We start from the raw sequence: 22,172 nt of genomic DNA on the forward strand, positions 1-22,172 counted from the left end.
CGTTAGGTCTCCTTTGCTTCAACAAACCACTTGCTGCCCTCCTGAAACAGATAGGATTCTCTGCCACGGATCAGCACCGTATAGCGAATGCCGCCGCCACCCACCTTTTTGGAAGAGGCACGGCACTTATAGAGTACCTGATCGATCTGAAAAATTAGGCCGTTTTTCCACCGGATGAAGCGCGGATGGAATACGCCCTCCTGATCCACATCCAGATTGACCGAGACATAGGCTTTCCTGCAGTGTGCACTCATGTTTCTCACTCCTTGCTACACATAACGGGCACCGGCAACTTTCTCGTTGCCCGGTGTCCGTTACCAATTTCAGTCCAAACGAAAACGAACATCACATTTTGGTCTGCGCACTCTTGACGGGACACGCAAACCGATATACAATAAATGCGTAAAGCGATTGCGTATTATCATTATATGTAAACGGATTGCTTGTGTCAAGCACTTTTAGGCGGAAAACGCAAATAGATTGCATATTATCACGCTTACAGGTAGGAGGATATACTATGAGGTTCGGAGAAAAGCTCCGCGTACTGCGCAAGGAAAAGGGACTTACTCAGGCGGAACTTGCGAAACTGGCGGGAGTAGGACTCAAGACGATCACCAACTATGAAAAGGGCAGCACATACCCCCAGAACCGCGAGGTGTATGGCATTCTTGCCCGGATTCTCGGCTGCGATGCAGACTATCTGCACAACGAGGGCGACGATTTCATCGCAATGGCGGGGCAGCAATATGGCTATCGGGGCAAGAAGGGCGCCGAGCGACTGCTAAAAGAAGTAAGGGTAGCCTTTTCCGGAGGCGAGATGGCAGAAGAAGATATGGATGAGATGATGCTTGCCATTCAGGAAGCCTATATCGATGCGAAGAAGCGAAACAAGAAATACACGCCCCAAAAGTATCTGAAACAGCAGGAAGGAACGAAGTAAGCCCGCTCTATGGGACTTTTCATCTGTTATATTGAAACAGTACCATTCTGCCCGGAAGGGGTGATACCACTATGCTGATTCGAGCGGAGGAAGCCATTCAAAAAGCCAACCGTATTGTGCGGCAATGCGGCACGAGAAATGCTGACCGGATCGCAAGGGAGCTGGGGCTGATCGTCATGTCTCGTGATTTCTCCCGTCAAAAAGGCGCATACATGGTCATTGAACGAAACCGCTATATCTTTATCAATAAACATCTCGACCCCGTGATGCACGACATTGTTCTGCTCCATGAGATCGGCCATGACCGCCTCCACCGTAAAGATGCAATCCGTGCCGGCGGACTGCAGGAATTCAATATCTTTGACATGAGAGACAAGCGCATGGAATACGAGGCAAATATGTTTGCCGCACAGATCGCCCTTCCAGACGAGGAAATTCTGGAATACATATACGGCGGCTACGATGTGGGCCAGATTGCGCGGGCAATGTCTTCGGACATCAATTTGGTGGCGCTCAAGGTCTCAGAGCTGAACACGAGGGGGTATCGCTTCCGTGAACAGGAACACCGAAGCGATTTCTTAAAATGAACGAGATGGTTTTGCCGGGACAAGCGAAAAGGAGAAAATCAAGATGAAATATTTGCTGTATCGTTCCTTCGGGAATCTGGACAAGGATGTGAAGAAGCACGAGCTGGTGGCTGTGGAGTATGGAAAAGACATCTACGATGTGACCGACGCACTCATCAAGGCAGCTGCGGATGACCTTGCCGGTCTGTCGGAATACGAAAAGTATGAGACCGCCGCCTTCGCTCCGGAGCGGACAAAGGATTTCCGTAAGACCAAGCGGTACGCCTACGAGATGACCGGCATTGTCTATCCTACCCATGCTGACAAGAATATTCTCATTGACTTTGGAATCGTGGAGGAAGCGGAATGAGCAGAGAGGAACCCTATTATATCCCGATGCCGGAGATATACGGGCGAAGAAAACTGAACGCCCTCTATCGGGAGATCCCGCTGAAGGACGCCACTTCCCGGCTCCTGCGGAAGTATTTTAATGCCGCCGCCAATCTGTACGGCATTATCCCCCTGCACAAGCTCTATGGGATCATCGCCTCCCAGAATAAATCCCTTGTAACCAGGGAGGAGTTTCTGGCCTTTGCCGAAATCGCGCGGCATGAGTGTGAGGACTACTACATCCTCGGCAAGTCTGAACTCTATTACGACGGCCCCGAAACGGAGCTGATGGAATATGAGGTCATCGACGTGCAGCTGATCGACGAGGATCTTGATCCCTATCACGAGGTCTTACGGGGCCATCAGGGAAAACCCTACTATGTGCCGGACAAAAAGGAGCTTCTGGCCTACGACAATCCCTTCTACTGGGAGAACACCCCAGAAGCGGAAGCATTCCGCACCTTCCTCCTGACCAAAACCACCGTGCCGGAGGACAAGATGGAAGCGGTTTTCGTAGACATCTACTATGGCCTCCACTGCATGAACGCCGGATTGGAGGATGTGCTGAACCGGTTGGATGAGATTGGCGTGGAGTTCCGCCGCAAAGTGGATGTAGGCGATTTTGCCGAGGTCTATACCCCCTTTCACAACCATGTGCGGATGCAATGCAACCGAGGGCATACTCCTGATGAACTTTTTGCCTTACTTCCCCCGGAAGAACGCATCCCCAAATCCCTTTCCTTTGGTCCGAACATCCGTCAGGCCATTGCGGACGGAACCATGAATCCCGAAGAGTTGCGGCAGGGGATCTTGACGATGGATATGCCAAGTGAAGAACTGCGTATGAGTTTATTGAAAGAGATTGCAGCGGCTCAAACTGCTGCTAAGCCGAAGAAGGTGGGGCGGAATGATCCCTGTCCCTGCGGCAGCGGTAAGAAGTTCAAAAAGTGCTGCGGACGGTGAGCATATGAAAATCAAGCTGCAAACAGTCATAGACGCAATCGAACAGGCCAGCGATGCCTACACGATGCTCTACGACACCAAAACCAACGAAACGGTTTATCTGCCCGATGCGTGGGTCACTGGTGAGACCGACGAGGCGCTTGCCGCTCTGGTTGAGAACGAACCGAAGCGGTTCCTGCATTTTCCGACAAAATATGATATCCACGAATACAGCATCATGGACTCCTTTGTGGACTACCTCCCGCCGGGAAGGATGAAAAACGAACTCGGCGCAGCGATCCGGGGCAGGGGTGCATTCCGGCGCTTCAAGCAGACCATCCGCTTCCACGGCATCGAGCAGCTGTGGTACGACTATCAGGCGGATGCCTACCGGGAGCTGGCAGAGCGCTGGTGCCGGGACAACGATGTGGAGTACGAATAAATTGGAAGCTGTATCAAGAGCAGAAAAGAGGTTCCGGATGAAAAACATTCTCATTATCCAAGGGGGCGGCAGACCCAACGGAAATACTGCCCAGTTGGTGGAACACTTTGCCCGTGGTGCGAAAGAAGCGGGGCATACCGTAGAAGTTATTTCACTGAGAAAACAGGAAGTAAAGGGCTGCATGGGATGCAACGCCTGTCGGTATGGAAAGCCTTGCGTACAGAAGGACAGCTTCAACGAGCTTGTTCCCAAAATTAAGGATGCAGACTGCATTGTCTTTGCCTCACCCTTACTGTTCTGGACGATTTCCGCTCAGCTAAAGGCGCTGATCGAGCGCTTTTATTGCATCGCAGAGGAAGATCCCAACCCGCCGTTGGGACGGTATGAGAAATACCCCTCCAAAGACTGCGCCTTGCTGATGACCTCCGCTGACAATTTCTTCTGGACATTTGAGCAAGCGGTTTCTTACTATCAGTTTACCCTTGTCAACTACATCGGATTCCATGACAGAGGGATGCTATTGGCCGGAGGCTGCGGCGACACCAACGGCAAGCCACAGATTGACAAGACCGACCATCTGCAAGAGGCATATGAATTTGGAAAACACATCTATTGAGCAATGCAGCGGGAGGTTTGCAGAATGAATCGGGGACAGTTCAAGCAATATATTCTTGAAACCTATCCCTGTGAGGCAAACCACCCGTGGATAAAATACCCCAACAACGAGGTTTTCCGGCATCCGGGCAACCGCAAATGGTTTGCCCTTGTGATGGATGTTCCCAAAAACAAGCTGGGTCTGGCAGGCTCGGATGTTATTGATGTGGTAAACCTCAAATGCGACCCGATCCTCATCGGCTCACTGCGGAAAGAACCCGGCATCTTTCCGGCTTACCACATGAACAAGGCAAACTGGATCTCGGTTGCCTTAGACGGCAGTGTGCCGGACGAACTGATCAAAATGCTGCTGGATATGAGCTATGGCGCAACAGCGCCCAAGAGGAAAAAGAAAGCCAAGAAAAGCTGATGCCGCTGAAAGGAGGCGTACCGAAGCATGAAGCAGCGCACTTACATCGCAATCGACCTCAAGAGTTTCTACGCTTCGGTGGAATGCCGGGAGCGCGGGCTTGACCCCATGGACACCAATCTTGTTGTGGCGGATGAAAGCCGCACTGACAAGACCATCTGCCTTGCCGTCACCCCAAGCCTCAAAAGCTATGGCATTTCCGGCCGGGGGCGGCTCTTTGAGGTCAGGCAGCGGGTCAGGGAGGCCAACGCCGGACGGCGGCACGACGCTCCGGGCAGAGTGCTGGAGGGCAAGTCACACTTCATCTCTGAGCTGCAACAAAACCCGAAGCTGGAAATCGACTTCATCATCGCCCCGCCCCGCATGGCCTACTACATGGAATACAGCACAAAGATCTACGAGGTCTACCTGAAATACATCGCCCCGGAGGACATCGTGGTCTACTCCATCGACGAGGTATTCATGGATGTGACCGACTACCTGAATACCTACAAGCTGTCTGCCCATGACCTTGCCATGAAGATCATACTGGATGTCATTGAGACAACAGGCATCACGGCCACGGCGGGGATCGGCACCAACCTCTTTCTCTGTAAGGTGGCCATGGATATTGTGGCGAAGCATATCCCAGCGGATGAAAACGGGGTACGCATCGCCCAGCTGGACGAGATGACCTACCGGCAGACCATGTGGTCGCATCAGCCTCTCACCGACTTCTGGCGGGTAGGCCGTGGCTATGCAAAGAAGCTGGAAGAGCATGGGATGTTCACCATGGGCGATGTGGCGCGGATGTCCGAGCGCAACGAGGACCTACTGTATCAACTCTTTGGGAAAAATGCGGAGTTGCTCATCGACCATGCGTGGGGCTGGGAGCCGACCACCATTGAGGCGATCAAGGCATACAGGCCAAGCTCCAACAGCTTAGGCTCCGGGCAGGTGCTTCACTGTCCCTACAATGCGGAGAAGGCACGGCTTGTCCTGCGGGAGATGGCCGATATGCTCTCGCTGGATCTGGTGGACAAGGGGCTTGTCACCGATCAGCTGGTGGTGACGGTGGGCTATGACATCGAAAACCTCACCGACCCGGCCAGAAAAGCAAAGTACCACGGTGCGGTTGTGAAGGATCATTACGGACGCCAGATCCCCAAACACGCCCATGGCACCATCAATCTGGACGGACACACATCATCTACACGCAAAATAATGTGCGCTGCGGCAGAGTTGTTTGATTGCATTGTAGGCAAAAACCTTCTCATCCGAAGGCTGAATGTGGTGGCGAACCATGTCCTTCCGAAAGAGTCTGCGCCGGTGAAAAACGGGGGCTTTGAACAGCTCGACCTGTTTACCGACTATGCCGCACAACAGGCGCAGCAGGAACGGGAAAAGCAGGAATTGGAGCGGGAGCAGAAAATGCAGACGGCTATGCTGACCATCAAGAAGAAGTTCGGCAAGAATGCGATCCTCCGGGGAATGAATTTGGAAGAAGGGGCAACGGCCAAGGACAGGAACGGGCAGATTGGAGGGCATAGGGCGTGAAAATTGCCACATGGAATGTGGAGCGGCTCAGGCACAAAAAACAGCTCGACCAGATACAAGGCTTATGTGATGGCATCCATGCCGACATCCTTGTGCTGACCGAGACAGACAAGCGGCTGCATCCCGATTATGCCTTCTGCTGCGAGACCACATCATTGATGGGAGATAAGACCATTCCCTATGCCGTCACAGAAAATCGCGTCTCGCTTTACACCAACTATCCCGTTGTTCGGCTGCATCAAACCTATGATTCGCGTACCGCCCTCTGTGCTGAGCTAAAGACGGAAAAAGGGAATCTGCTGGTGTATGGGACAATCATAGGTACGCTGGGCAATCGTCATTCTTCCTTCATGGAACAACTGCACCGGCAGTGTGATGACATTCGCCGCCTGTCCGAATTGGGCGATGGGATATGTGTCTGCGGAGATTTTAACTGCTCCTTCTCGGATAACTACTGTTTCACACAGGCCGCAAGGACAACGCTTCTGGATTTGTTTCGTGATACAGGATTGACCCTTTTGACCGAAAGACAGACAGAGTGCATTGACCACATTGCCGTGTCAAGCAGTATGGTTACCACCAAACGGCCAGTTCTGGAAGAATGGAATGTGGACAAGCGTTTATCCGACCACAAGGGAATTGTGGTCACCTTTTGAGGGGGGCAAAAATCATGAAAACACAGTATGATGACATCATCCATCTGCCCCATCATGTCTCCAAAACAAGGCCGCAGATGTCCATGCTGGACAGAGCGGCACAGTTTTCCCCCTTCGCCGCTCTCACCGGCTACGAGGATGCCATCCAGGAAACCGGACGGCTGACAGATACAAAAGTGGAGATTGGGGAGGAAGTGCGGGAGGAGCTGGACCGGAAACAGCAGTACCTTCAGGACATCATAGCAGACCGACCGGAGATCACCATTACCTACTTCGTCCCGGATGAGAGGAAGGCCGGAGGCTCCTATACATCCCACACCGGCAGTCTGAAACGGATTGACTATTATGAGCGAGTATTTGTTCTGACCGATGGGACGAAAATCCCACTGGATGAGATCGCCGATATCGAGAGTGAATGCTTTCGAGGAATTTTGTGATTACTGCTTTCCCTGCGACCAAACCGAAGAAGAGTCCTCCTATATGGCTGGGAATTTCTGTTCTTTGGCACCAGTATCGATGCGGTGGAGACTACAAGGCATTCGGGCATCGGGGCGGATCGTGTTGTAAACTATTACTGCGGCAGCGCCAGGACAGCTCGACCATGAGGTCTTGCGTGAAGCCATCTGCACTGTTCGAGTCAGTGCGCCGCTGGATGCAGATTGAAAAAAACGATTGATTGGTGCGTGCTATCAAAAGCGCAGTCAATCAATACTGCCTTACCTGATACTCGATTTTTCTATCTTTGCTGAAAGTTATCCGCGTAAACAGTTCTTTAGAATTATACCTCGTTCTTTGGATTCTGTATGAATCAGGCCATCACCACTATACTATTCTTTAGAACAAAAGCGAGTTCTAAAGGAGGCGGTGGCAGGATGGATGCAAGAGCAGTTGGACAAAGAATCAAGGCTGCAAGGGAGAAAAAGAACATGACACAAGAAGATCTTGCCGCCTGCATTGACATTAGCCCGACCCATGTGAGCGTGATTGAACGCGGAACCAAGATTCCGAGGATGGACACTTTCGTAGCGATTGCAAATGTGCTTGGCGTATCTGCGGATGACCTTCTGGTGGATGTGGTGGATCGAGCGACTGCCGGAGTTGCTTCGGAGCTTTCTGCCGCCATCGAGGCGCTCCCTCACGAAGAAAGGATGCGGGTCTTAAAAGTAGTGTCTGTATTGGTAGATAGATGAGTGTGGAAGAGCTTTCGGCTCTTCCACGCTTTTTCTTTTTCCTCTGTCAAAATGTGAGTGATTTCGACATTCTTATGATGTTATACTTGCGCCAAAGAACAAGAGAAAAGTCTAAAGACGGAGGAATATCCATGAAAAACTTTGAAGAGATTATTGCGAAAATTGCCAGGGAGAACGGAACCACGCCAGAAAATGTACTCCGTGAAATGCAGTTGGCTATTGATCATGCTTACGATCACCATGACAAGGAGGCGCAAAAGTTATGGGATATGATGTCATTCAAAAGCGACAGACCGACACCGGAAGAGTTCATCTTTCAGGTTGAATACGCCGCCTGAAACGGTGCCCTTAGACCGCACGAATGGTGCACCCAGACCGCTGAAATGGTGCGTGGTCACCGCATCTATGGTGCATTGACAGGATGGCCACTAAAATGAGTTTAGCATCGTCAGATGCAAATTCAATTTAGGAGGCCTTACCATGGTCAATCACAAAGAGATCCTCCGGCTGAAAAGGCTGGGACTCACACACCAAGAAATTGCGGATGCCGTTGGCTGCGGCCGCAACACGGTCACACGCACATTAGCCCGGGCTCGGGAGCAGCAGCTTGGCTGGCAGCAAGCGCAGTCCATGTCGCAGCAGGAAGTTTCCCAGTGGCTATTTCCAGCCGAGTCAAAGGGGCCTGTTTACAAAATGCCGGACTACGAATGGGTACACCGTGAAATGCAGAAGAGCGGTGTCACCCTGAGCCTGCTGTGGGTGGAATACTGCGAGCAGTGCCGTCAGAACGGCGAGCTGCCCTACAAGTCCACTCAGTTCAACAAGTATTACGCGGACTATGTCCACAAAACTAAAGCCACCATGCACCTGGAACACAAGCCCGGCGAGACCATGCAGGTAGACTGGGCGGGCCAGACAGTGGCTCTGGTGGACACAGACTCAGGGGAACGGCTGGAGACCTACCTGTTTGTGGCGGTGCTGCCATACAGCGGCTACGCCTACACAGAGGCTTTCCTGGGCATGAAGCAGGAATCCTGGATTACCGGCCATGTCAACGCCTACCGGTATTTCGGCGGCGTCACCCGCATCCTCACGCCGGACAACCTCAAGACCGGTATTGTCAAGAACTCCCGTACAGAGACTGTGCTCAACAAGTCCTACCAGGAGATGGCGGAGCACTACGGCACCGCCATTCTCCCCGCCCGGCCCCGCAGTCCCAAGGACAAGGCCTTTGTGGAGGGCTCCGTCGGCGTGGTCTCTACCTGGATCCTGGCTGCTCTGCGCAACCGCCAGTTTCTGTCCCTTGTGGAACTGAATCAAGCAATCCGTGAGAAGCTGGAAATCTTCAACCACAAGCCATTTCAGAAACGAGAAGGCAGCCGGGCATCCTGTTTTGCCGAGGAGCAGCTCTTTCTGCAGCCGCTGCCGGCAGCTCCTTTCGAGCTGGCAGTCTGGAAAGTGGCAACCGTCCAGTATAACTACCACATCAGTGTGGAGCGCATGAACTACTCCGTGCCGTATGAGTACATCAAGCAGCAGGTGGATGTGCGCCTTACCCGGACCACAGTAGAAATTTTCTTCTCTGGCACCCGTATCGCCTCTCATCTGCGGCTTCATGGCCGTCCCAACCAGTACAGCACGGTGGAGGACCATATGCCGCCGGACCACCAGGCCTACCTGCAATGGAATGGTGAGCGTTTCATCCGCTGGGCGGAGCAGATTGGCCAGCACACCGCTGCCGTGGTGCGGCTTTTCCTCTCTGCCCACAAGATAGAGCAGCAGGGTTACAAGTCCTGTATGGCCCTGCTGAAACTGGCAGAGCGCTATTCCCCGCAGCGGCTGGAGAACGCCTGTCGGAAAGCCCTCTCTTACACATCTTCCCCCAGCCTGAAAAGCGTCCAGTCCATCCTGAAATCCGGACAGGACAAGCTGCTGGATGAGGATGCTCTACCCAAACCGGAAGCGCCCAAAGCCCATAAGTTTACCCGAGGCGCCGGCTACTACAAGAGGGGGGAATGACCATGCTGAGCAATGAAACCGTACGTAAGCTGCAGGAGATGCACTTGGGCGTCATGGCAGAAGCCTTTTCAACCCAGCTGCAGGACAGCCAATTCCAGACCGTTTCCTTTGAGGATCGGTTTGCCATGTTGGTGGATGCGGAGTGGAGCGCCCGGAAAAGCAACCGCCTGACCCGGCTCATCCGCAACGCCGGTTACGCAGATCCTGCTGCCTGCGTCGAGAATATTGAGTATCACCCGGAACGAAGGCTGGATCGGGAGCAGATCCTGCGCCTGGCCTCCTGCACCTACCTCCAGGAAGCACACAATGTCATCGTTCTGGGAGCCACTGGGGCCGGAAAGACCTATCTGGCCTGCGCCCTTGGCATGGCTGCCAGCCGCAGTTTCTATTCCGTGCGGTATATTCGCCTGCCCGATCTGCTGGTGGAGATCTCTGTGGCCCGGGCCAACGGAACCTACCGGGACTATATGAAAAAGCTCAGGAAAGAGAAACTGCTCATCCTGGATGAGTGGCTGCTCTATCCCCTCAAGGAGGCCGAGGCCCGGGATGTGCTGGAACTGGTAGAGGCAAGAAACAAGGTGGCCTCCACTATCTTCTGCTCCCAGTACGACACCAGCGAGTGGCACGAGAACCTGTACGATCCGACTCTCGCCGATGCCATCTGTGACCGGATCATCTACAACGCCTATACCATCCAGATTGAGGGCGAGTCCATGCGCAAGCGCAAGGGCATTCCCGAGTGATTCCCCGCATGGCGGCCCCGTGCACCACGCCTGCGGCCGCCATGCACCATTTCGGCGGAATTGGTGCACCATTTAAGCGGAGGTGATGCACCATCATCTGCGGTCAAGCTGCACTTTTTGAGCGGCGTATGCAAGGTGGCAATGATGCTGGATAAAAACGGATCATTACATTAAATTGGATGCTCTGACCATGTTGTAGCGGGTTTCCCTCTGCTATCTTCTCGGTGGCTTTATAGCCTTAGTCATTGAACAAGGCATCGTATTCCTTAATTCGATCTATCCAATCCAGTTCCCTTTGCCGCTTTGCATTATCATCTATGACAATCGCCTCGGGATAAACCTTCAGGATTGCCTCCTTCATCTTGCGCTGTTCCGCCTTTGTGGTAGGAATCCGTTTCTTGCCGCCATACCAGGTTTTCTTCAGCTTTTGCGTCACATCGAAGGCCGGCGCAGGAGCCTTTTTCTTTTTTCCAAACATCAATGCACCTCATCAATCCATGCTGCCATCGCCTTTGTTACCTCCAAACTCGCAGCCGTATTGATGACCGTGGCCATAGTACCATCGTCCATAGCGATACCCATAGTGGGGAGGGCAGTTGGCGCAGTCCCCGTTACAATGTCCGTTATGCTGGTGTCGTTCGCTGTGCCGGGAAACTGCATTGATTCCGGCAATCGCAGCGAATAGCGTTCCCCAAAAGCCCAATCGAGGTGCTGCGGATTCCTGATAAGATATGTCCTCGTAGATGGGCTCATTGTGAAGTTCCAGATGATGCTTTTTCGCAATCTTCAAATATGTATCGTCTGGGAGTACATCATACAACTCCTCAGCTTGATTGGCATCAAATGTCCCTTGGGCGGTCAGCGACATTTTTTCAATGAGGGATTCCGAAATTCCAAAATCGAGCCACTCCATGATTTGCTGCGGAGCGAACCGCACCTTGCCCTGTAACGATTTCTCAATCAGAGTCTCGATAGTTGCCTGGTCAAGATAATCCCTCAAAATATCAAGCTGCTCAGCGTCAAAGCATCCCGTGACTTTCATTACCATCGTTTTGAAGGTCTCTTCATCTGCGCAGTCAACCAACTCCATAATCGTTGCCGGTGCATATTGGTCGCTCGTAGCCTTTTTCAGAAGTGTCTGGAATACTTCATCATCCATGCAGCCGGTGAGGGTATCCAACGCTTCATCGGAAAGTGTTCCTTGGACGGAGGAAACGACACGCTTCATCGTCGCTGTATCCACGCAGCAATTCAAATCCTCAATATTCTCGACTTGAAAGGTGACACCGGCATCCAAGGCTCTGTTTATCAGCCGACTTGCGGCCTTTTCATCACACAATTCCATAGCTACTTCGGTGACTTCAGCCGGGGAGCCATAGGAGGTGAGGGCGGAAAGCCGTCGAATCTGTGTACTCGTCGCCCAGTCATAGAACTTTTCGTAATATTCATCCCAAGTCATTTCCGCACCTCACATTCTGATTATCGAATCTCCCAGACGAAAGTGGCTGTGTCGCTTACATCAATGTCATCCGGTTCGATGTCCATATCGGCCATGGCTCCCATCGGCATCGCCAAGCACTTTTCATCAAGCATATATTCAGTGCGTGAGACAACATTGAGTTCGCCCCAATTATAGTCGATGGCGAGCAGATCTCCCAGCGCCACATTCGAGGCTTCGCAAAGAATTTCCGCTTTTTCCCGTGCGTTGATCGTTGCGGATTTCAAAAGCTTCTTGTTGACCGCAGACGGGTCTTTTACTGTGAAGGCGATGGACAGCTCTGGTTTGGCAAGACATTTTGAGATTGCGGAAAGGGACTGCGCCAGCCGCCTTGTGTCGAAATCAAATTCAACTTTGAGCCGGTGATTGCAGATATATCCGTTGAATACGCTTTTATAGTTGCCGTTTCTGTCTTTTACTCGTTCATAGTCTGTGCGAACATTGAAATTCACGGTTTTTACAGACTTCTTCTTAAATCCGACAGATTCCAGCGCCTTGTTTAGATAGTCAATCTGGAGTGCGGCCTGTTCCATCGCTTTTTCGTAGTTCGTATCCTGCGCTTCAAGGCTCATGGAGATGACGATGTAATCCGGCGGAGTGGAGACTCTGCCAACTCCTTTTACGGTTATCGTCCTTGACATCATCACACCTCTTTTCTGTTTTCCTTGTCACGCTCTGCTTTCCACCGTTCAAATTTCTCAACATTCTTGGGGTCGGAATAGAACTCCCTGCAAGATTGCAGCAGTGTACGGCAGAGGGCTTTCATTTCATATTCTGGGATTTGGCTAAAATCAATCAGGGGTTGTTCTTCGCTCATCATGACACCACCTTACAGGGACTTCATCACATCCAGCAAGTGCTGATGATTGTTATCGTATTCAATAGAAGCTCTACTTCAAAATTCGCAAAAGTGCATCAACGATTTCGTCGATATCGCCTTCTGTATTGTTCTTTCCTAACGACAATCGTATTGTTCCCTTTGCCAGTTCTGGCTCCAGTTTAATCGCCTGCAACACATGGGATATTTGTGTTTCTCTGCTATTGCAGGCTGAACCAGTAGAGACACAGATTCCCATCAAATCCAATCGGTGCAAGAGGGCTTCACCACTGTAGCCGGGGAAAGAGAGACTGATGTTCCCGGGGATATGTGCTGCGCTCCCATTTCTGGAAAATCGTACATTCGCATCTGACAAGCCCATGATTAGTTTGGTTTCCAGCCGAGTTAAATGCTCCGCTGTATCTTTCAGTCCATCTACACATTTTTTTAATGCAGCCGCCATACCTACAATAGATGCGATATTCTCTGTGCCCGCCCTCATGTGGTTTTCCTGACTGCCGCCACTTGCGTATGGAGCCAGCGGCGTCCCTTTTCGGACATACAGGAAGCCGATACCTTTGGGACCATGGAATTTGTGGGCGGAAGCAGAAAGCATATCTACACCAAGATCGTTCACATCTATTTTGATATGTCCAACCGCCTGAACAGCATCGGTATGAAACATTGCGCCAACGGAATGAGCAATGGCAGCTAACGCTGGAATGTCCTGAATGGAGCCTATCTCGTTGTTGGCGGCCATAATAGAAACCAGCCGAGTATCCGGTGCAATGTGTTCTGACAGCGTTGCGGTATTTACTTTGCCGGTAGAATCTACCGGCAGATAAAAAACGGGATAGCCCATTCTTTCAATATCAGCGCACGGACGCAAAATCGCATGGTGCTCAATGGCTGATGTTATAAATCCGTGTTTTTCCGGGTCGAGAAATGCAGTTCCCTTTATTGCCCAGTTGTTGCTTTCCGTACCACCTGAAGTGAAAAATATTTCGTCAGGTTGAGCGCCAATACACTGGGCAATGATTTCCCTCGATTCCCGCAGAGCTTTTTTGGGCGCTCTCGCAAATGAATAGGGCTGCGAAGCGTTTCCGTATTCTTCTAAAAGATATGGTTGCATCGCCTCAAACGCATCAATATCCAGTTGTGTTGTGGCTGCATTATCCGCATAGATAAAACGCTTCACAATCCCACCTCATTCAAATAATTTACAGCCTTCCTCTTTGAACTCCTCGATTTTATCAAGCAATTCCTCAACAGTACACCCAAGATATTCGGCAAGGCAATCCATACAGTAGAAATTCTCCATGTCTTCGCCCAATAGTTTTTTGTTAATACCGATGGTGTTCTTGTTAAGATTATTTTTACCGCAGATGATACAATCAATTTTCATAAGGAATCTCCTTCAGCGAGAAAGAAGGCACATCCTTACCCTTGAACTCCACATCGAGAATCCCAAGCTGCCGTTTGATGATTTTACGCATACGGACAGCAGGACGAAGGCAATATTGCTGGAATCCCTTTGGATTGATGTCCCGTGCGCTCCGCACATTCGGGAACAACAGCTTCAAATATGCTGTTGCAATGCGCTTTACGGCCTCCGTGTCACGGGTATCTGCCCTATCAGGAACATCAATAATTTGATCAACAATCGCTCTATAACTCACATCATTGCGAAGCTCGTGCAAAATGGTGCAGAAGTATTCTGAATTTAACGCCCAGCCGGACAGCTTCAAATCATCATTCATTCTTGGTATATCCCAACCCTTGATGAAACCATGGATTCGGTCTACCAATGCACTTTCTTGAAATAGTGAGGGCAGCTCGGAGAACATATTCTGCCACTCATCCATATTATCCTGTGCGATGTTACCCAGGAAGATGATGCCTGCATCAGATTTCCCCTCGTAGCCACCGATGTTAAACTGTCCATACTCCATATATCCCTGCATGATAGAGCGCATTTCGTTCACATCGCCAAACTGCACCAACTTTACCTCATCTATTGCGATAAAGTCGTGGCCGGTAACAAAGCCGGGAGTCTTCCGAGCGGTATCATAAAACATTTTTGCCCGAGTTACCTTTCCGCCATCTGTTAGAAGACCATATTTACTCACATGGCCAAATACATAGGACTTGCCAGTTCCTTTGGGTGCAAGCTCTATCAGATTGAGGCGTTTCTCCACAAAGGGAAGAATGCGTGTCAGCATGGAAAGCTTTTGTTCCTCACTTTCATACCCGCCCGCATTGTAATCTATGGCCCCTAACAGCACATCAATCCACTCGGAAGTTGTAAATTCATTCCGAACATCCTTGTAATAATCAAGGTCAATAGTATAAGGGCAGAAATTTGTAAATCCAGTAAGGCGAATTTTCCCTGGAATTTTAGGCTTCGCAGTGTCATCCGGGGGTCGATAGCCGAGCTCGACCACACCCCAGACCTCCTGCCCACTGATAAGCTCTCCACGATACTGATCCCATGTAGACACATCAATCATGGTTTCTTTATTTGTCAAACCGAAGTCGGGCAATGAAAAGGTGATTTCTCCGGTTTTTATGCTTATATCGACAGAAATCTTGGTCAGGAGTTTGACACGCTCGTTATCGTTAATGATTCTATCTTTGATTCTGACCCATTCTTCTTTATTCGGAAGATAGGTGCGGATAAAATCCGTAAGTTCGTCTATGTCCAGATTACCTTCATCATCAGCAAACTTTTTGAGCAGCCAGTCTCTCAAAAACGATGGCAGACCTAACGCAGAAAAGAAGTTGCTTTTCTTCAAATCCTTGTAGACGACCATTTCATCGAAACAATCCCGAAGTTTTTCGGTCACGAGTATCCCTCCTTACAGAATGTTCTTTTCGCTGCCGCTTTCTTTTTTCACTCGAAGTGGCAGGCCAGTGGCAACAGGCATTCCACCGGCAAATACATCTACGCTGTATGTCTTGGCACGACGAATTTCAGTCATTTCCTCAACAACATAGAAATTATCAGCAGTCGGTTTTGCTTCGTAGGTATGACCGTCTATTACGACGCTGACATCCACCAACTTTTCCGTAGAAAATACTTTAATGGCAGCTTTCTTGCGGAAACTAACGAAAATTTCGGGGATACCCGTAAATGTTGCAGTTGAATCAATCGGCATTATTTTAACTTCAACGGCATCGTTAAGATACGAAATCTCGATAATCGGTACGGTAACTTCCTCCAATGTTGCGCCGCCATGAACCTCAACATTCGCTTTCCGGCTTCCCTTAAAACGGTCATAATTGGCAAGCGCCCAGAAATCTTCCGCATCCGTGGCACTGTCCGGCCTCTCATCGACCTCACTTTTCGGACAACATCTCCCAGAGTGCTTCCCGCTTGATTGCATTTCCCATAGATTTTCGGTTCCGTGAATTACAGCAAGCCGACTGGCACCATGGTCTGCAATTAAGATGGCCTTTTGATAGTCGCCGTTTGTGAGGTTTGTTTTGATTTTCTTCAGGAGTTCATCAATCAGCTCCAGTTCACGAATCAAATGAATCGGGAGCTTACGATCCTCTCGACTATAATCATAGCCTTCCTCACCGTGATGCTTGATTTTATCTATCTTATCAACAGAGATGATGGGGAATCGATCTGTGGATAGGACATCCCAAAATTCCTTGTTCCGACTGGTGATGGATGGAAGCTCACATCTGCACACAGTAACTTTCGCCATGAGTTTAAGTGCATGACATCTGGACATGATATAGCCAAGATACTCCACGCCCATTGCATCTGTAAAATAAGTCTGGGTATCCGTTACATCAATTCCTTCTATCACAGAACTGCGTGGCGGGAGAATTCTGTTATAATCCCGATCGACTGCTTGCTTTTCGACAAGTGTCATGAAGTCCGGGAAAATCTTATTGACAACCTTCTGATATTTGTACTCCTGGAAATAGTTATCAAGCAGTTCACTTTTGAAATGGTACGCTGTCAGATACGCCCGAAGATCAGGATAAATTCGCTCCAATATATCAAGAAGTTCTGCTCTCCCGAAGTCCTCACTGTATCTATCCAACAGCTTGAAAATAAGCTCCTTTTCCTGAAGGGTATTGTCTGTCAGGTAGCAGAGCGCATATTTCCCCTTGCTTTGGACTATCTTGCAAAATCCACTGACCTCATCAAGTGGGTTTTCAATGGAATTCAAAAGGTCTTTTCTTTGTCTATATTGGGAAATAAAGTCTTTGTCGGTCGGATCTTCCTCTAAGATAGTACGATACAAGCTGTGAATCAGCCCGGATGGGGAAGTAGCCGTTTCTATTGCCTTGTTGAAGTAGGAGTTGTTTCCCGCATGGAACAGTTTGAGCCCGATAAAGTACAACCAAAGCCATTTCTTGTTAGAAGCTTTTTGTTTGTAAGTAGAGATAACAATATCCAAATTGTTGACGCTCCCTATTTGGGCGGAAATCAACTGTTGCCAAGAAGAATATTTCCGAAACTCTGTCAAAGCATACTGCCAGTTCTCTTCATCTCCGTAACTTTCTGGCAGTACAGATGTCATTGCGTCCAAATGACACAATACTTCATAAGGATTCTTCAAATCTGAGATCGTATAGAGCGAAAACGGATACTGATCCTTGCTTTTTGCAGTCTCGATGTATAGAATCTCTGCTGCGGCTGATTCCACCGCCTTGGCCATGCCTCGAAGCCCTTTTACCAGCGCACTTGCGTCCGTAGGTTGAATGCCCTCTGCGGTAAAAATCAGCTTAGGACGAGCGGATGGTATCCCCTCTAAAACGCAAATTCTGCTATCAAGGCGCCTGTCATTTTTAATAAGGGTATGCAAGTATTCCACACATTGAAAGGTGAGGATAACTGCATGGCCCTCAGTGCTCATAGATAGAAGTTCTTTTAATTCTTGCACCAAGGCCTTTTCGCCTTTTAACTTGAGGAAGCTCGTGATCTCACTGACAAAAAAGTTGGTATTCTCATGAGCAAGGCGTTCAAGAATGTTGGGGATGACAGGGAATTCATCAGGTTTGCAAAACGCCGCATCAGAGGCACAAAGAAAGACATTTTGGGGCAATTGATAGTGGAGCATGATGGCTTCCAAATCTGCCTTGTTTTGAACATCTACGATAAGAGGCTCGACATTATCTTTCTTCAGATAGCGGTCAATTTTTTTAATGACTTCTTGGATGGTCATTTTGCACCTCCTCAGTTCCCTTTGATAATCTCCATGCCAACAACCATGTTATCCCGAATGAGGTCCTTTAGATACTTCTTCACATCAGCAATATCCATCTCATCGATCTTGGCGAGGGCACGTTCACAACCACCCTGGTTATATTTCGCCTCTGCCATTTGACGAAGCTTCTTTTCAATTTCGGGAAGGCCGAACCACTCAAACGGCTCTGCTGTGATGTGAGAGTCAAGGTAATCTTTCACTTCCTGAATATTTAGAAGCATAACCGCATAGTTTCCGATGATACTGTCTCTAAACGCTTTGTCCAAAGCGGCACTATCATCCAGAAGGTCAAAGAATTTTGCAGACGCAAAATATTCCATGGCACGGTCGATTGCCTGTTCATCCGCTTTGGCACGGTTGACAGCTCCAAATGCAGCTTTTGCTTTTGCAACCTCGTTGTCAGGGATAAGACACAGAATAGGCATCTTGTGTTTTTTCGACCAGTCACGAGGAGAGTCAGTCCCAGTTTTCTCTCTCCACAGTTTCTTTAACTGTGTGTTTTTCTGGCCTTCCTTATAGGCCCCAACCTTCGCTTCAACCTGATTCAGATAGTCTGCTTTTTCGTAGGTGAATGAGCCAGCAGGCATCGTGTCAAACACATCCTTGATTTCGTCTTCTGAAAGCCCATCAAGATAGTATCCGCACACACGGTTGAACAGATCAACCTGGTTGTTGTAGAAGTTGCGGAATGCGCTTCCGTTTGCCTGAACAAGTTCCAGGAAAGACTGCTTCTGGGAATCCAGCAGCGTTCCTGCTTTTTTCAGGTTATAGAGCATTCCGAGGAATGGCCCAAGTTCATCAAGATAATTTTTTGCAGCTGCATAGGAGATGCGAATATATCCGCACTTGTCACACCACTCCCGTATGGTCGCATCATAGGAGATGCTTTTGGAGATAATCTTATTGCTTTCTACAATGATTTGATACTCCAGAATAACCTCACGGATTTTCTGCTGTGCGGTTTCGACATTCCAAACCCAATTCGCCGCATCCGCATCAAACTTCCTGCGGAGAACATTGAGGTATTGACCGCCATCGCCAACTGTTTTAGCAAGAGAGACAAGCGTACCATTTTCAAAGGTTTCAAGGTAGGCAGCCATACCCTGGGTACACTTTTCCTTGGTCAAAATCGTTTGCAAATCTTTTGCGGCATCTGGATTGGAAAGGGCAAGATTTCCGATTGCCATGGCAATATCGCTATCGCTCTTCGCTGTACCCATGTTATTGCTGTTGGCAATTCCACAAAAAGAATCAATGATTTCGGACAACACGGAGGTTTCCGTCTGAAGCGATTCTTTGTCCAGAATATACTTCAAAGTCCAAATCGGGAAGGAGAATTCCTTCATCTTGTTGCGGATGCGTTCTCTGGTGTTTGGAACCGAAGTACACATATTAAGCGGAATCCCAAATGCCACAGAAGTAATTTCGTTAAAAGCCTTCTCTGCGGGGGTCATCGCAACGATATATTTATCCTTATAGCGAGGATTCGGCGTGATTTCAAGGCGAATAACTTCGTCAATCATTTCCTTGAGTTTGCCAACATTCAAAATGTCGTTGGTAAGCCCATCGCTCCAGCTATATGTCCCAGAGGCGTATTCCTTCAGCACAAAGCCCATAATAAATGCAGACAGATTACAGGGCATAAAACCATAAGGTGCCGCCTTCAAAACGTCATAGATTTGCTTGATAGATACACGGCCACCACCGTTCTGGAAGCCATCGTTTACAATTTCATCAACACACAGCTTGATTTTGGAAATCAAGAGATGAGGCTTGGAAAGCCAGTATTCGGGAACCTTCCATGCGCCGTCAAGAGCGATTTCCAACTTTGTGGCGGGACTGCCGGACAGGAAGGTACCAGCTGTTTTCTCATTGAATGCGCACTCAACACCTTGCTTCAAGCTGCTCGGTGTATACATATTGGCAATGACATTGTAAGAGCCCTCAAGGCAGGACACGAACTTTTTCTTGTTGATTTCTGCAAGAAGGCCGTACAGAGCGTCCAGCGTAGTAGCACGTTCCCCATCCGGCTTATCTGCGGTGTGAACCATAAACTCACCGCCTGCAATGCGGGTTTTCCATTTCTTCAGAGAATCTTTTGCATTGTTGGCATATTGAGTAACTAATGCAGGGTCTTTTCCTTGCTGGGACATAGATAACGCCATATCGTGACGATACACGCCATAGCCATCCGCACCAAACGGAGTACGGCTGGCATCAATGAAAATCATGTTGTAGGTGCCAGCAGCAAGGGCGTCATGTATTTTCTTGCCCAGAACCACACTTTCTGCATCATCTTTCGCAAAGCATACAACAGCAACGATCTTATTTGCATACTTTTCTTCCGTGTTGCGAAGCTGCTTGATTGTAGAATCAAAGTCGGAAGACGAAACATAGCGCAGTTCATAGCGAAGCTTCAAAGCTCCACCAAGGCTGATTGCATCCACGATACGAGTTCTGTCAGCAAGTTCCTCTGTGATAAAAGCCGAGGTGCTCTTGCGGTCGATCTGTTCCTCAAAAGGTGTTACATCAATTTCGTTTTCATGGTTGTAAGCAGCATACTGGAATTTTCCACCGCCAAGGGACTTGGAGAACAACACCTTTTCTCGAACAAGCTGATCCGCACATCTCGCTGCGGAGCCTTCCATATCAGTCCCTTCAAAAGCGTTGTCAAGGTTCTTTTCGTTGGGAATAAACAGCTCAACAGAGTCGCCGGCATATTGAGAAATTGCCTGCAACAGAAGAACCGTTTTGAGTACACGTTTTTGGTCAGAATCAAGGCGCTGATTCCCAGCACGATTGTAATAGTCCAGAATAGAGCGAATATCATGCGATAGATATTCTTTTCCCTTATCATAGAAGAATTCCCAAAGCATATCGACGGAAAGCAGCGGGTTGTCGTCCTCTGGCCCGAAATTGTCAATAAACCACTGGAACCCCTTGATTTCATCGCCACGGTCATTTTTAATAAAGTCAAACATACTGCGCTGGTTGGAATCAAACGCAGAGGAAATATGCTTGAGAAGCAGGGCGGCATAGGGATGTATCGGGAGAATATCGATCATCTCTTTGTCGGTGATCCGAGCCACCGACTTCACCAGCTTACGGGATGCCTGTGTTCTATCAGTCAGGTCGCCAAGGGCTACCTCCCAATCTGCCAAAACAACTTCGTCCTTATTCTTCTCCATGGCTGCACCCATGAGTTGGAATGCAATATTTTCAGGCAGGCTGATTAAACTGTGCGGACTGACAAAGCGTCCGTTCAGCTTGATGAAGTCCTGGTCGCGCTCATGGAACAGGCCCTGGGTCACATGGGTCACCAGCACAAAATAGAAGGGATCGGTTTCGCTGATTTCACAAAGCTCCTGAAATCCGGTGAGATTGCGGGCGTTGTTGTAGAAATATTCGGTAAACTCGTCCCACATAAAGACAATCGCCTTCAAACTGTTTGCCCGGATGACCTCACGAATCCAGTTGCCCAAATCGGTCACGCTCAGCGACAGAGCTTTTACCTGACGCTCATCGGCTACCTTGAAGATATTGTCCATAATCCTTGCCAGCGCCTCGCCGGAGAAGGTGCGCAACTTCTCAATCACCGTATCGGCGTCATCTCCGCCAAAGAGGTCAGAGTAAGTGCCAGTGATCAGTCCGTTGAAGTAGTTTTTGTTATCCTTGTCAGAGAGCCATGCAATGGTAGCATCCTTCAGCGCATTCCCGCCCTTGTTTTCAATTCCGGCATCAACAAGCGCCTTTTCAATGCTTTCCTGGATGGCAAAGACAAGATTATGGTCGCTGCGGATAGAAGCGGAACCATAGCGGTGAACGGTCAAGATACGACCGCTGGACTTCACGGCCTGGAAGCGGTTGTACAGGTCGTTGTCCATTTTATGTCTCTGGAAGTATTCACGGGTTTCTTCTTCGCTGGAATCCAGCAGCTTTTTGAGCGTGTGAACGGCATGGGATTTACCGGTTCCGTAGGCACCTTCCACCCATAGACAGAGCTTCTGCTTGCGCTCCAGGACGCTGACCGTGTTCTTCAGAAGTTTCACGAAGGTCTCGTGGGGGAAGAATTTTTTCCACACTTCCGGGTTCTTCGTGATGACCGCCTCGTTCACGGCGGGGAAATAATCCGGATCAATATTGAAATAATGACGGTATTTTTCCAACATCGGCATAGC

At 49.4% G+C, this 22,172-nt stretch carries 24 protein-coding genes; 14 read left to right on the forward strand and 10 right to left on the reverse strand.

What is annotated here, in order from left to right; genetic code table 11:
- Positions 1–2: 2 nt before the first annotated feature.
- The gene (locus I2E77_RS04015) at positions 3–254 is read right to left on the reverse strand and encodes a hypothetical protein (protein WP_071430689.1); all 252 of its coding nucleotides are present in this window, start codon (positions 252–254) and stop codon (positions 3–5) included.
- Between the two features lie 263 nt (positions 255–517).
- Between I2E77_RS04015 and I2E77_RS04020 the strand changes: the two genes are divergently transcribed.
- The 14 genes from I2E77_RS04020 to istB all read left to right on the forward strand — a co-directional run bounded on the left by I2E77_RS04020 (position 518) and on the right by istB (position 10,448).
- Positions 518–940, forward strand: a complete 423-nt coding sequence (locus tag I2E77_RS04020) for a helix-turn-helix domain-containing protein (RefSeq protein ID WP_071430691.1) — start codon at positions 518–520, stop codon at positions 938–940.
- 71 nt (positions 941–1,011) lie between these two features.
- Positions 1,012–1,527, forward strand: a complete 516-nt coding sequence (locus I2E77_RS04025) for an ImmA/IrrE family metallo-endopeptidase (protein ID WP_071430693.1) — start codon at positions 1,012–1,014, stop codon at positions 1,525–1,527.
- Between the two features lie 43 nt (positions 1,528–1,570).
- Positions 1,571–1,876 carry a carboxylate--amine ligase gene (locus I2E77_RS04030; RefSeq protein ID WP_071430695.1) on the forward strand — a complete coding sequence of 102 codons (306 nt, stop codon included), beginning with the start codon at positions 1,571–1,573 and terminating at the stop codon, positions 1,874–1,876.
- The gene (locus tag I2E77_RS14070) at positions 1,873–2,859 is read left to right on the forward strand and encodes an SEC-C metal-binding domain-containing protein (RefSeq protein ID WP_071430698.1); all 987 of its coding nucleotides are present in this window, start codon (positions 1,873–1,875) and stop codon (positions 2,857–2,859) included. The genes I2E77_RS04030 and I2E77_RS14070 overlap by 4 nt, the downstream gene beginning before the upstream one ends.
- Before the next feature lie 4 nt (positions 2,860–2,863).
- Complete coding sequence (locus tag I2E77_RS04040; protein ID WP_071430700.1) at positions 2,864–3,280, forward strand: UPF0158 family protein; 417 nt, start codon at positions 2,864–2,866, stop codon at positions 3,278–3,280.
- Positions 3,281–3,317: 37 nt separating this feature from the next.
- The gene (locus I2E77_RS04045) at positions 3,318–3,896 is read left to right on the forward strand and encodes a flavodoxin family protein (RefSeq protein WP_071430702.1); all 579 of its coding nucleotides are present in this window, start codon (positions 3,318–3,320) and stop codon (positions 3,894–3,896) included.
- Between the two features lie 24 nt (positions 3,897–3,920).
- Complete coding sequence (locus I2E77_RS04050; RefSeq protein WP_071430704.1) at positions 3,921–4,304, forward strand: MmcQ/YjbR family DNA-binding protein; 384 nt, start codon at positions 3,921–3,923, stop codon at positions 4,302–4,304.
- A 27-nt stretch (positions 4,305–4,331) separates the two neighbouring features.
- Entirely contained in the window at positions 4,332–5,840 is a 1,509-nt protein-coding gene (locus I2E77_RS04055) for a Y-family DNA polymerase (RefSeq protein ID WP_087233708.1), read from the forward strand.
- Entirely contained in the window at positions 5,837–6,496 is a 660-nt protein-coding gene (locus I2E77_RS04060) for an endonuclease/exonuclease/phosphatase family protein (RefSeq protein WP_071430708.1), read from the forward strand. The genes I2E77_RS04055 and I2E77_RS04060 overlap by 4 nt, the downstream gene beginning before the upstream one ends.
- Positions 6,497–6,510: 14 nt before the next feature.
- Entirely contained in the window at positions 6,511–6,933 is a 423-nt protein-coding gene (locus I2E77_RS04065) for a hypothetical protein (RefSeq protein WP_087233705.1), read from the forward strand.
- A gap of 435 nt (positions 6,934–7,368) precedes the next feature.
- Positions 7,369–7,686: a helix-turn-helix domain-containing protein gene (locus I2E77_RS04070; RefSeq protein WP_071430711.1), complete on the forward strand. Its 318-nt coding sequence runs from the start codon at positions 7,369–7,371 to the stop codon at positions 7,684–7,686.
- Between the two features lie 131 nt (positions 7,687–7,817).
- Positions 7,818–8,024 carry a sporulation initiation factor Spo0A C-terminal domain-containing protein gene (locus I2E77_RS04075; protein WP_195450677.1) on the forward strand — a complete coding sequence of 69 codons (207 nt, stop codon included), beginning with the start codon at positions 7,818–7,820 and terminating at the stop codon, positions 8,022–8,024.
- Positions 8,025–8,166: 142 nt separating this feature from the next.
- Positions 8,167–9,705 (forward strand): IS21 family transposase, encoded by a 1,539-nt coding sequence (istA, locus tag I2E77_RS04080; RefSeq protein ID WP_195450678.1) that lies wholly within the window; start codon positions 8,167–8,169, stop codon positions 9,703–9,705.
- Between the two features lie 2 nt (positions 9,706–9,707).
- Positions 9,708–10,448: an IS21-like element helper ATPase IstB gene (gene istB, locus I2E77_RS04085; protein ID WP_195450679.1), complete on the forward strand. Its 741-nt coding sequence runs from the start codon at positions 9,708–9,710 to the stop codon at positions 10,446–10,448.
- Positions 10,449–10,686: 238 nt separating this feature from the next.
- Here istB and I2E77_RS04090 read toward each other — a convergent pair whose 3' ends face one another.
- The 9 genes from I2E77_RS04090 to I2E77_RS04130 form a co-directional block, all read right to left on the reverse strand.
- Positions 10,687–10,926, reverse strand: a complete 240-nt coding sequence (locus I2E77_RS04090) for a hypothetical protein (protein WP_071430715.1) — start codon at positions 10,924–10,926, stop codon at positions 10,687–10,689.
- 12 nt (positions 10,927–10,938) lie between these two features.
- Positions 10,939–11,907 carry a hypothetical protein gene (locus I2E77_RS04095; RefSeq protein WP_071430717.1) on the reverse strand — a complete coding sequence of 323 codons (969 nt, stop codon included), beginning with the start codon at positions 11,905–11,907 and terminating at the stop codon, positions 10,939–10,941.
- A 20-nt stretch (positions 11,908–11,927) separates the two neighbouring features.
- On the reverse strand, positions 11,928–12,587 hold the full coding sequence (locus I2E77_RS04100) for an SIMPL domain-containing protein (protein ID WP_083389885.1): 660 nt from the start codon (positions 12,585–12,587) through the stop codon (positions 11,928–11,930).
- A gap of 2 nt (positions 12,588–12,589) precedes the next feature.
- Complete coding sequence (locus I2E77_RS04105) at positions 12,590–12,766, reverse strand: hypothetical protein (protein WP_172724600.1); 177 nt, start codon at positions 12,764–12,766, stop codon at positions 12,590–12,592.
- Positions 12,767–12,836: 70 nt separating this feature from the next.
- Positions 12,837–13,961: a cysteine desulfurase family protein gene (locus I2E77_RS04110; RefSeq protein ID WP_235821954.1), complete on the reverse strand. Its 1,125-nt coding sequence runs from the start codon at positions 13,959–13,961 to the stop codon at positions 12,837–12,839.
- A gap of 9 nt (positions 13,962–13,970) precedes the next feature.
- Complete coding sequence (locus I2E77_RS04115; protein WP_071430723.1) at positions 13,971–14,168, reverse strand: hypothetical protein; 198 nt, start codon at positions 14,166–14,168, stop codon at positions 13,971–13,973.
- Positions 14,158–15,609, reverse strand: coding sequence for a BREX system Lon protease-like protein BrxL (brxL, locus tag I2E77_RS04120; RefSeq protein ID WP_076944459.1), 1,452 nt, complete (start codon positions 15,607–15,609; stop codon positions 14,158–14,160). Before brxL ends, I2E77_RS04115 begins: the two co-directional genes overlap by 11 nt.
- A 12-nt stretch (positions 15,610–15,621) precedes the next feature.
- Positions 15,622–17,952, reverse strand: coding sequence for a BREX-4 system phosphatase PglZ (gene pglZ, locus I2E77_RS04125; protein WP_071430725.1), 2,331 nt, complete (start codon positions 17,950–17,952; stop codon positions 15,622–15,624).
- An 11-nt stretch (positions 17,953–17,963) separates the two neighbouring features.
- Positions 17,964–22,169 carry a hypothetical protein gene (locus I2E77_RS04130; protein WP_071430727.1) on the reverse strand — a complete coding sequence of 1,402 codons (4,206 nt, stop codon included), beginning with the start codon at positions 22,167–22,169 and terminating at the stop codon, positions 17,964–17,966.
- Between the last annotated feature and the right edge of the window lie 3 nt (positions 22,170–22,172).

It is taken from the genome of Anaeromassilibacillus sp. 1001302B_160321_C8, from assembly GCF_015554745.1.
Taxonomy (GTDB): Bacteria; Bacillota; Clostridia; order Oscillospirales; family Acutalibacteraceae; genus Anaeromassilibacillus; species Anaeromassilibacillus stercoravium.

Excerpts from the sequence above, each read along its gene's own strand:
- I2E77_RS04015 (WP_071430689.1), bottom strand. The coding sequence starts at position 254 with ATGAGTGCACACTGCAGGAAAGCCTATGTCTCGGTCAATCTGGATGTG.
- I2E77_RS04020 (WP_071430691.1), top strand. The coding sequence starts at position 518 with ATGAGGTTCGGAGAAAAGCTCCGCGTACTGCGCAAGGAAAAGGGACTT.
- I2E77_RS04025 (WP_071430693.1), top strand. The coding sequence starts at position 1,012 with ATGCTGATTCGAGCGGAGGAAGCCATTCAAAAAGCCAACCGTATTGTG.
- I2E77_RS04030 (WP_071430695.1), top strand. The coding sequence starts at position 1,571 with ATGAAATATTTGCTGTATCGTTCCTTCGGGAATCTGGACAAGGATGTG.
- I2E77_RS14070 (WP_071430698.1), top strand. The coding sequence starts at position 1,873 with ATGAGCAGAGAGGAACCCTATTATATCCCGATGCCGGAGATATACGGG.
- I2E77_RS04040 (WP_071430700.1), top strand. The coding sequence starts at position 2,864 with ATGAAAATCAAGCTGCAAACAGTCATAGACGCAATCGAACAGGCCAGC.
- I2E77_RS04045 (WP_071430702.1), top strand. The coding sequence starts at position 3,318 with ATGAAAAACATTCTCATTATCCAAGGGGGCGGCAGACCCAACGGAAAT.
- I2E77_RS04050 (WP_071430704.1), top strand. The coding sequence starts at position 3,921 with ATGAATCGGGGACAGTTCAAGCAATATATTCTTGAAACCTATCCCTGT.
- I2E77_RS04055 (WP_087233708.1), top strand. The coding sequence starts at position 4,332 with ATGAAGCAGCGCACTTACATCGCAATCGACCTCAAGAGTTTCTACGCT.
- I2E77_RS04065 (WP_087233705.1), top strand. The coding sequence starts at position 6,511 with ATGAAAACACAGTATGATGACATCATCCATCTGCCCCATCATGTCTCC.
- I2E77_RS04070 (WP_071430711.1), top strand. The coding sequence starts at position 7,369 with ATGGATGCAAGAGCAGTTGGACAAAGAATCAAGGCTGCAAGGGAGAAA.
- I2E77_RS04075 (WP_195450677.1), top strand. The coding sequence starts at position 7,818 with ATGAAAAACTTTGAAGAGATTATTGCGAAAATTGCCAGGGAGAACGGA.
- istA (WP_195450678.1), top strand. The coding sequence starts at position 8,167 with ATGGTCAATCACAAAGAGATCCTCCGGCTGAAAAGGCTGGGACTCACA.
- istB (WP_195450679.1), top strand. The coding sequence starts at position 9,708 with ATGCTGAGCAATGAAACCGTACGTAAGCTGCAGGAGATGCACTTGGGC.
- I2E77_RS04090 (WP_071430715.1), bottom strand. The coding sequence starts at position 10,926 with ATGTTTGGAAAAAAGAAAAAGGCTCCTGCGCCGGCCTTCGATGTGACG.
- I2E77_RS04095 (WP_071430717.1), bottom strand. The coding sequence starts at position 11,907 with ATGACTTGGGATGAATATTACGAAAAGTTCTATGACTGGGCGACGAGT.
- I2E77_RS04100 (WP_083389885.1), bottom strand. The coding sequence starts at position 12,587 with ATGTCAAGGACGATAACCGTAAAAGGAGTTGGCAGAGTCTCCACTCCG.
- I2E77_RS04105 (WP_172724600.1), bottom strand. The coding sequence starts at position 12,766 with ATGATGAGCGAAGAACAACCCCTGATTGATTTTAGCCAAATCCCAGAA.
- I2E77_RS04115 (WP_071430723.1), bottom strand. The coding sequence starts at position 14,168 with ATGAAAATTGATTGTATCATCTGCGGTAAAAATAATCTTAACAAGAAC.
- pglZ (WP_071430725.1), bottom strand. The coding sequence starts at position 17,952 with ATGACCATCCAAGAAGTCATTAAAAAAATTGACCGCTATCTGAAGAAA.
- I2E77_RS04130 (WP_071430727.1), bottom strand. The coding sequence starts at position 22,169 with ATGCCGATGTTGGAAAAATACCGTCATTATTTCAATATTGATCCGGAT.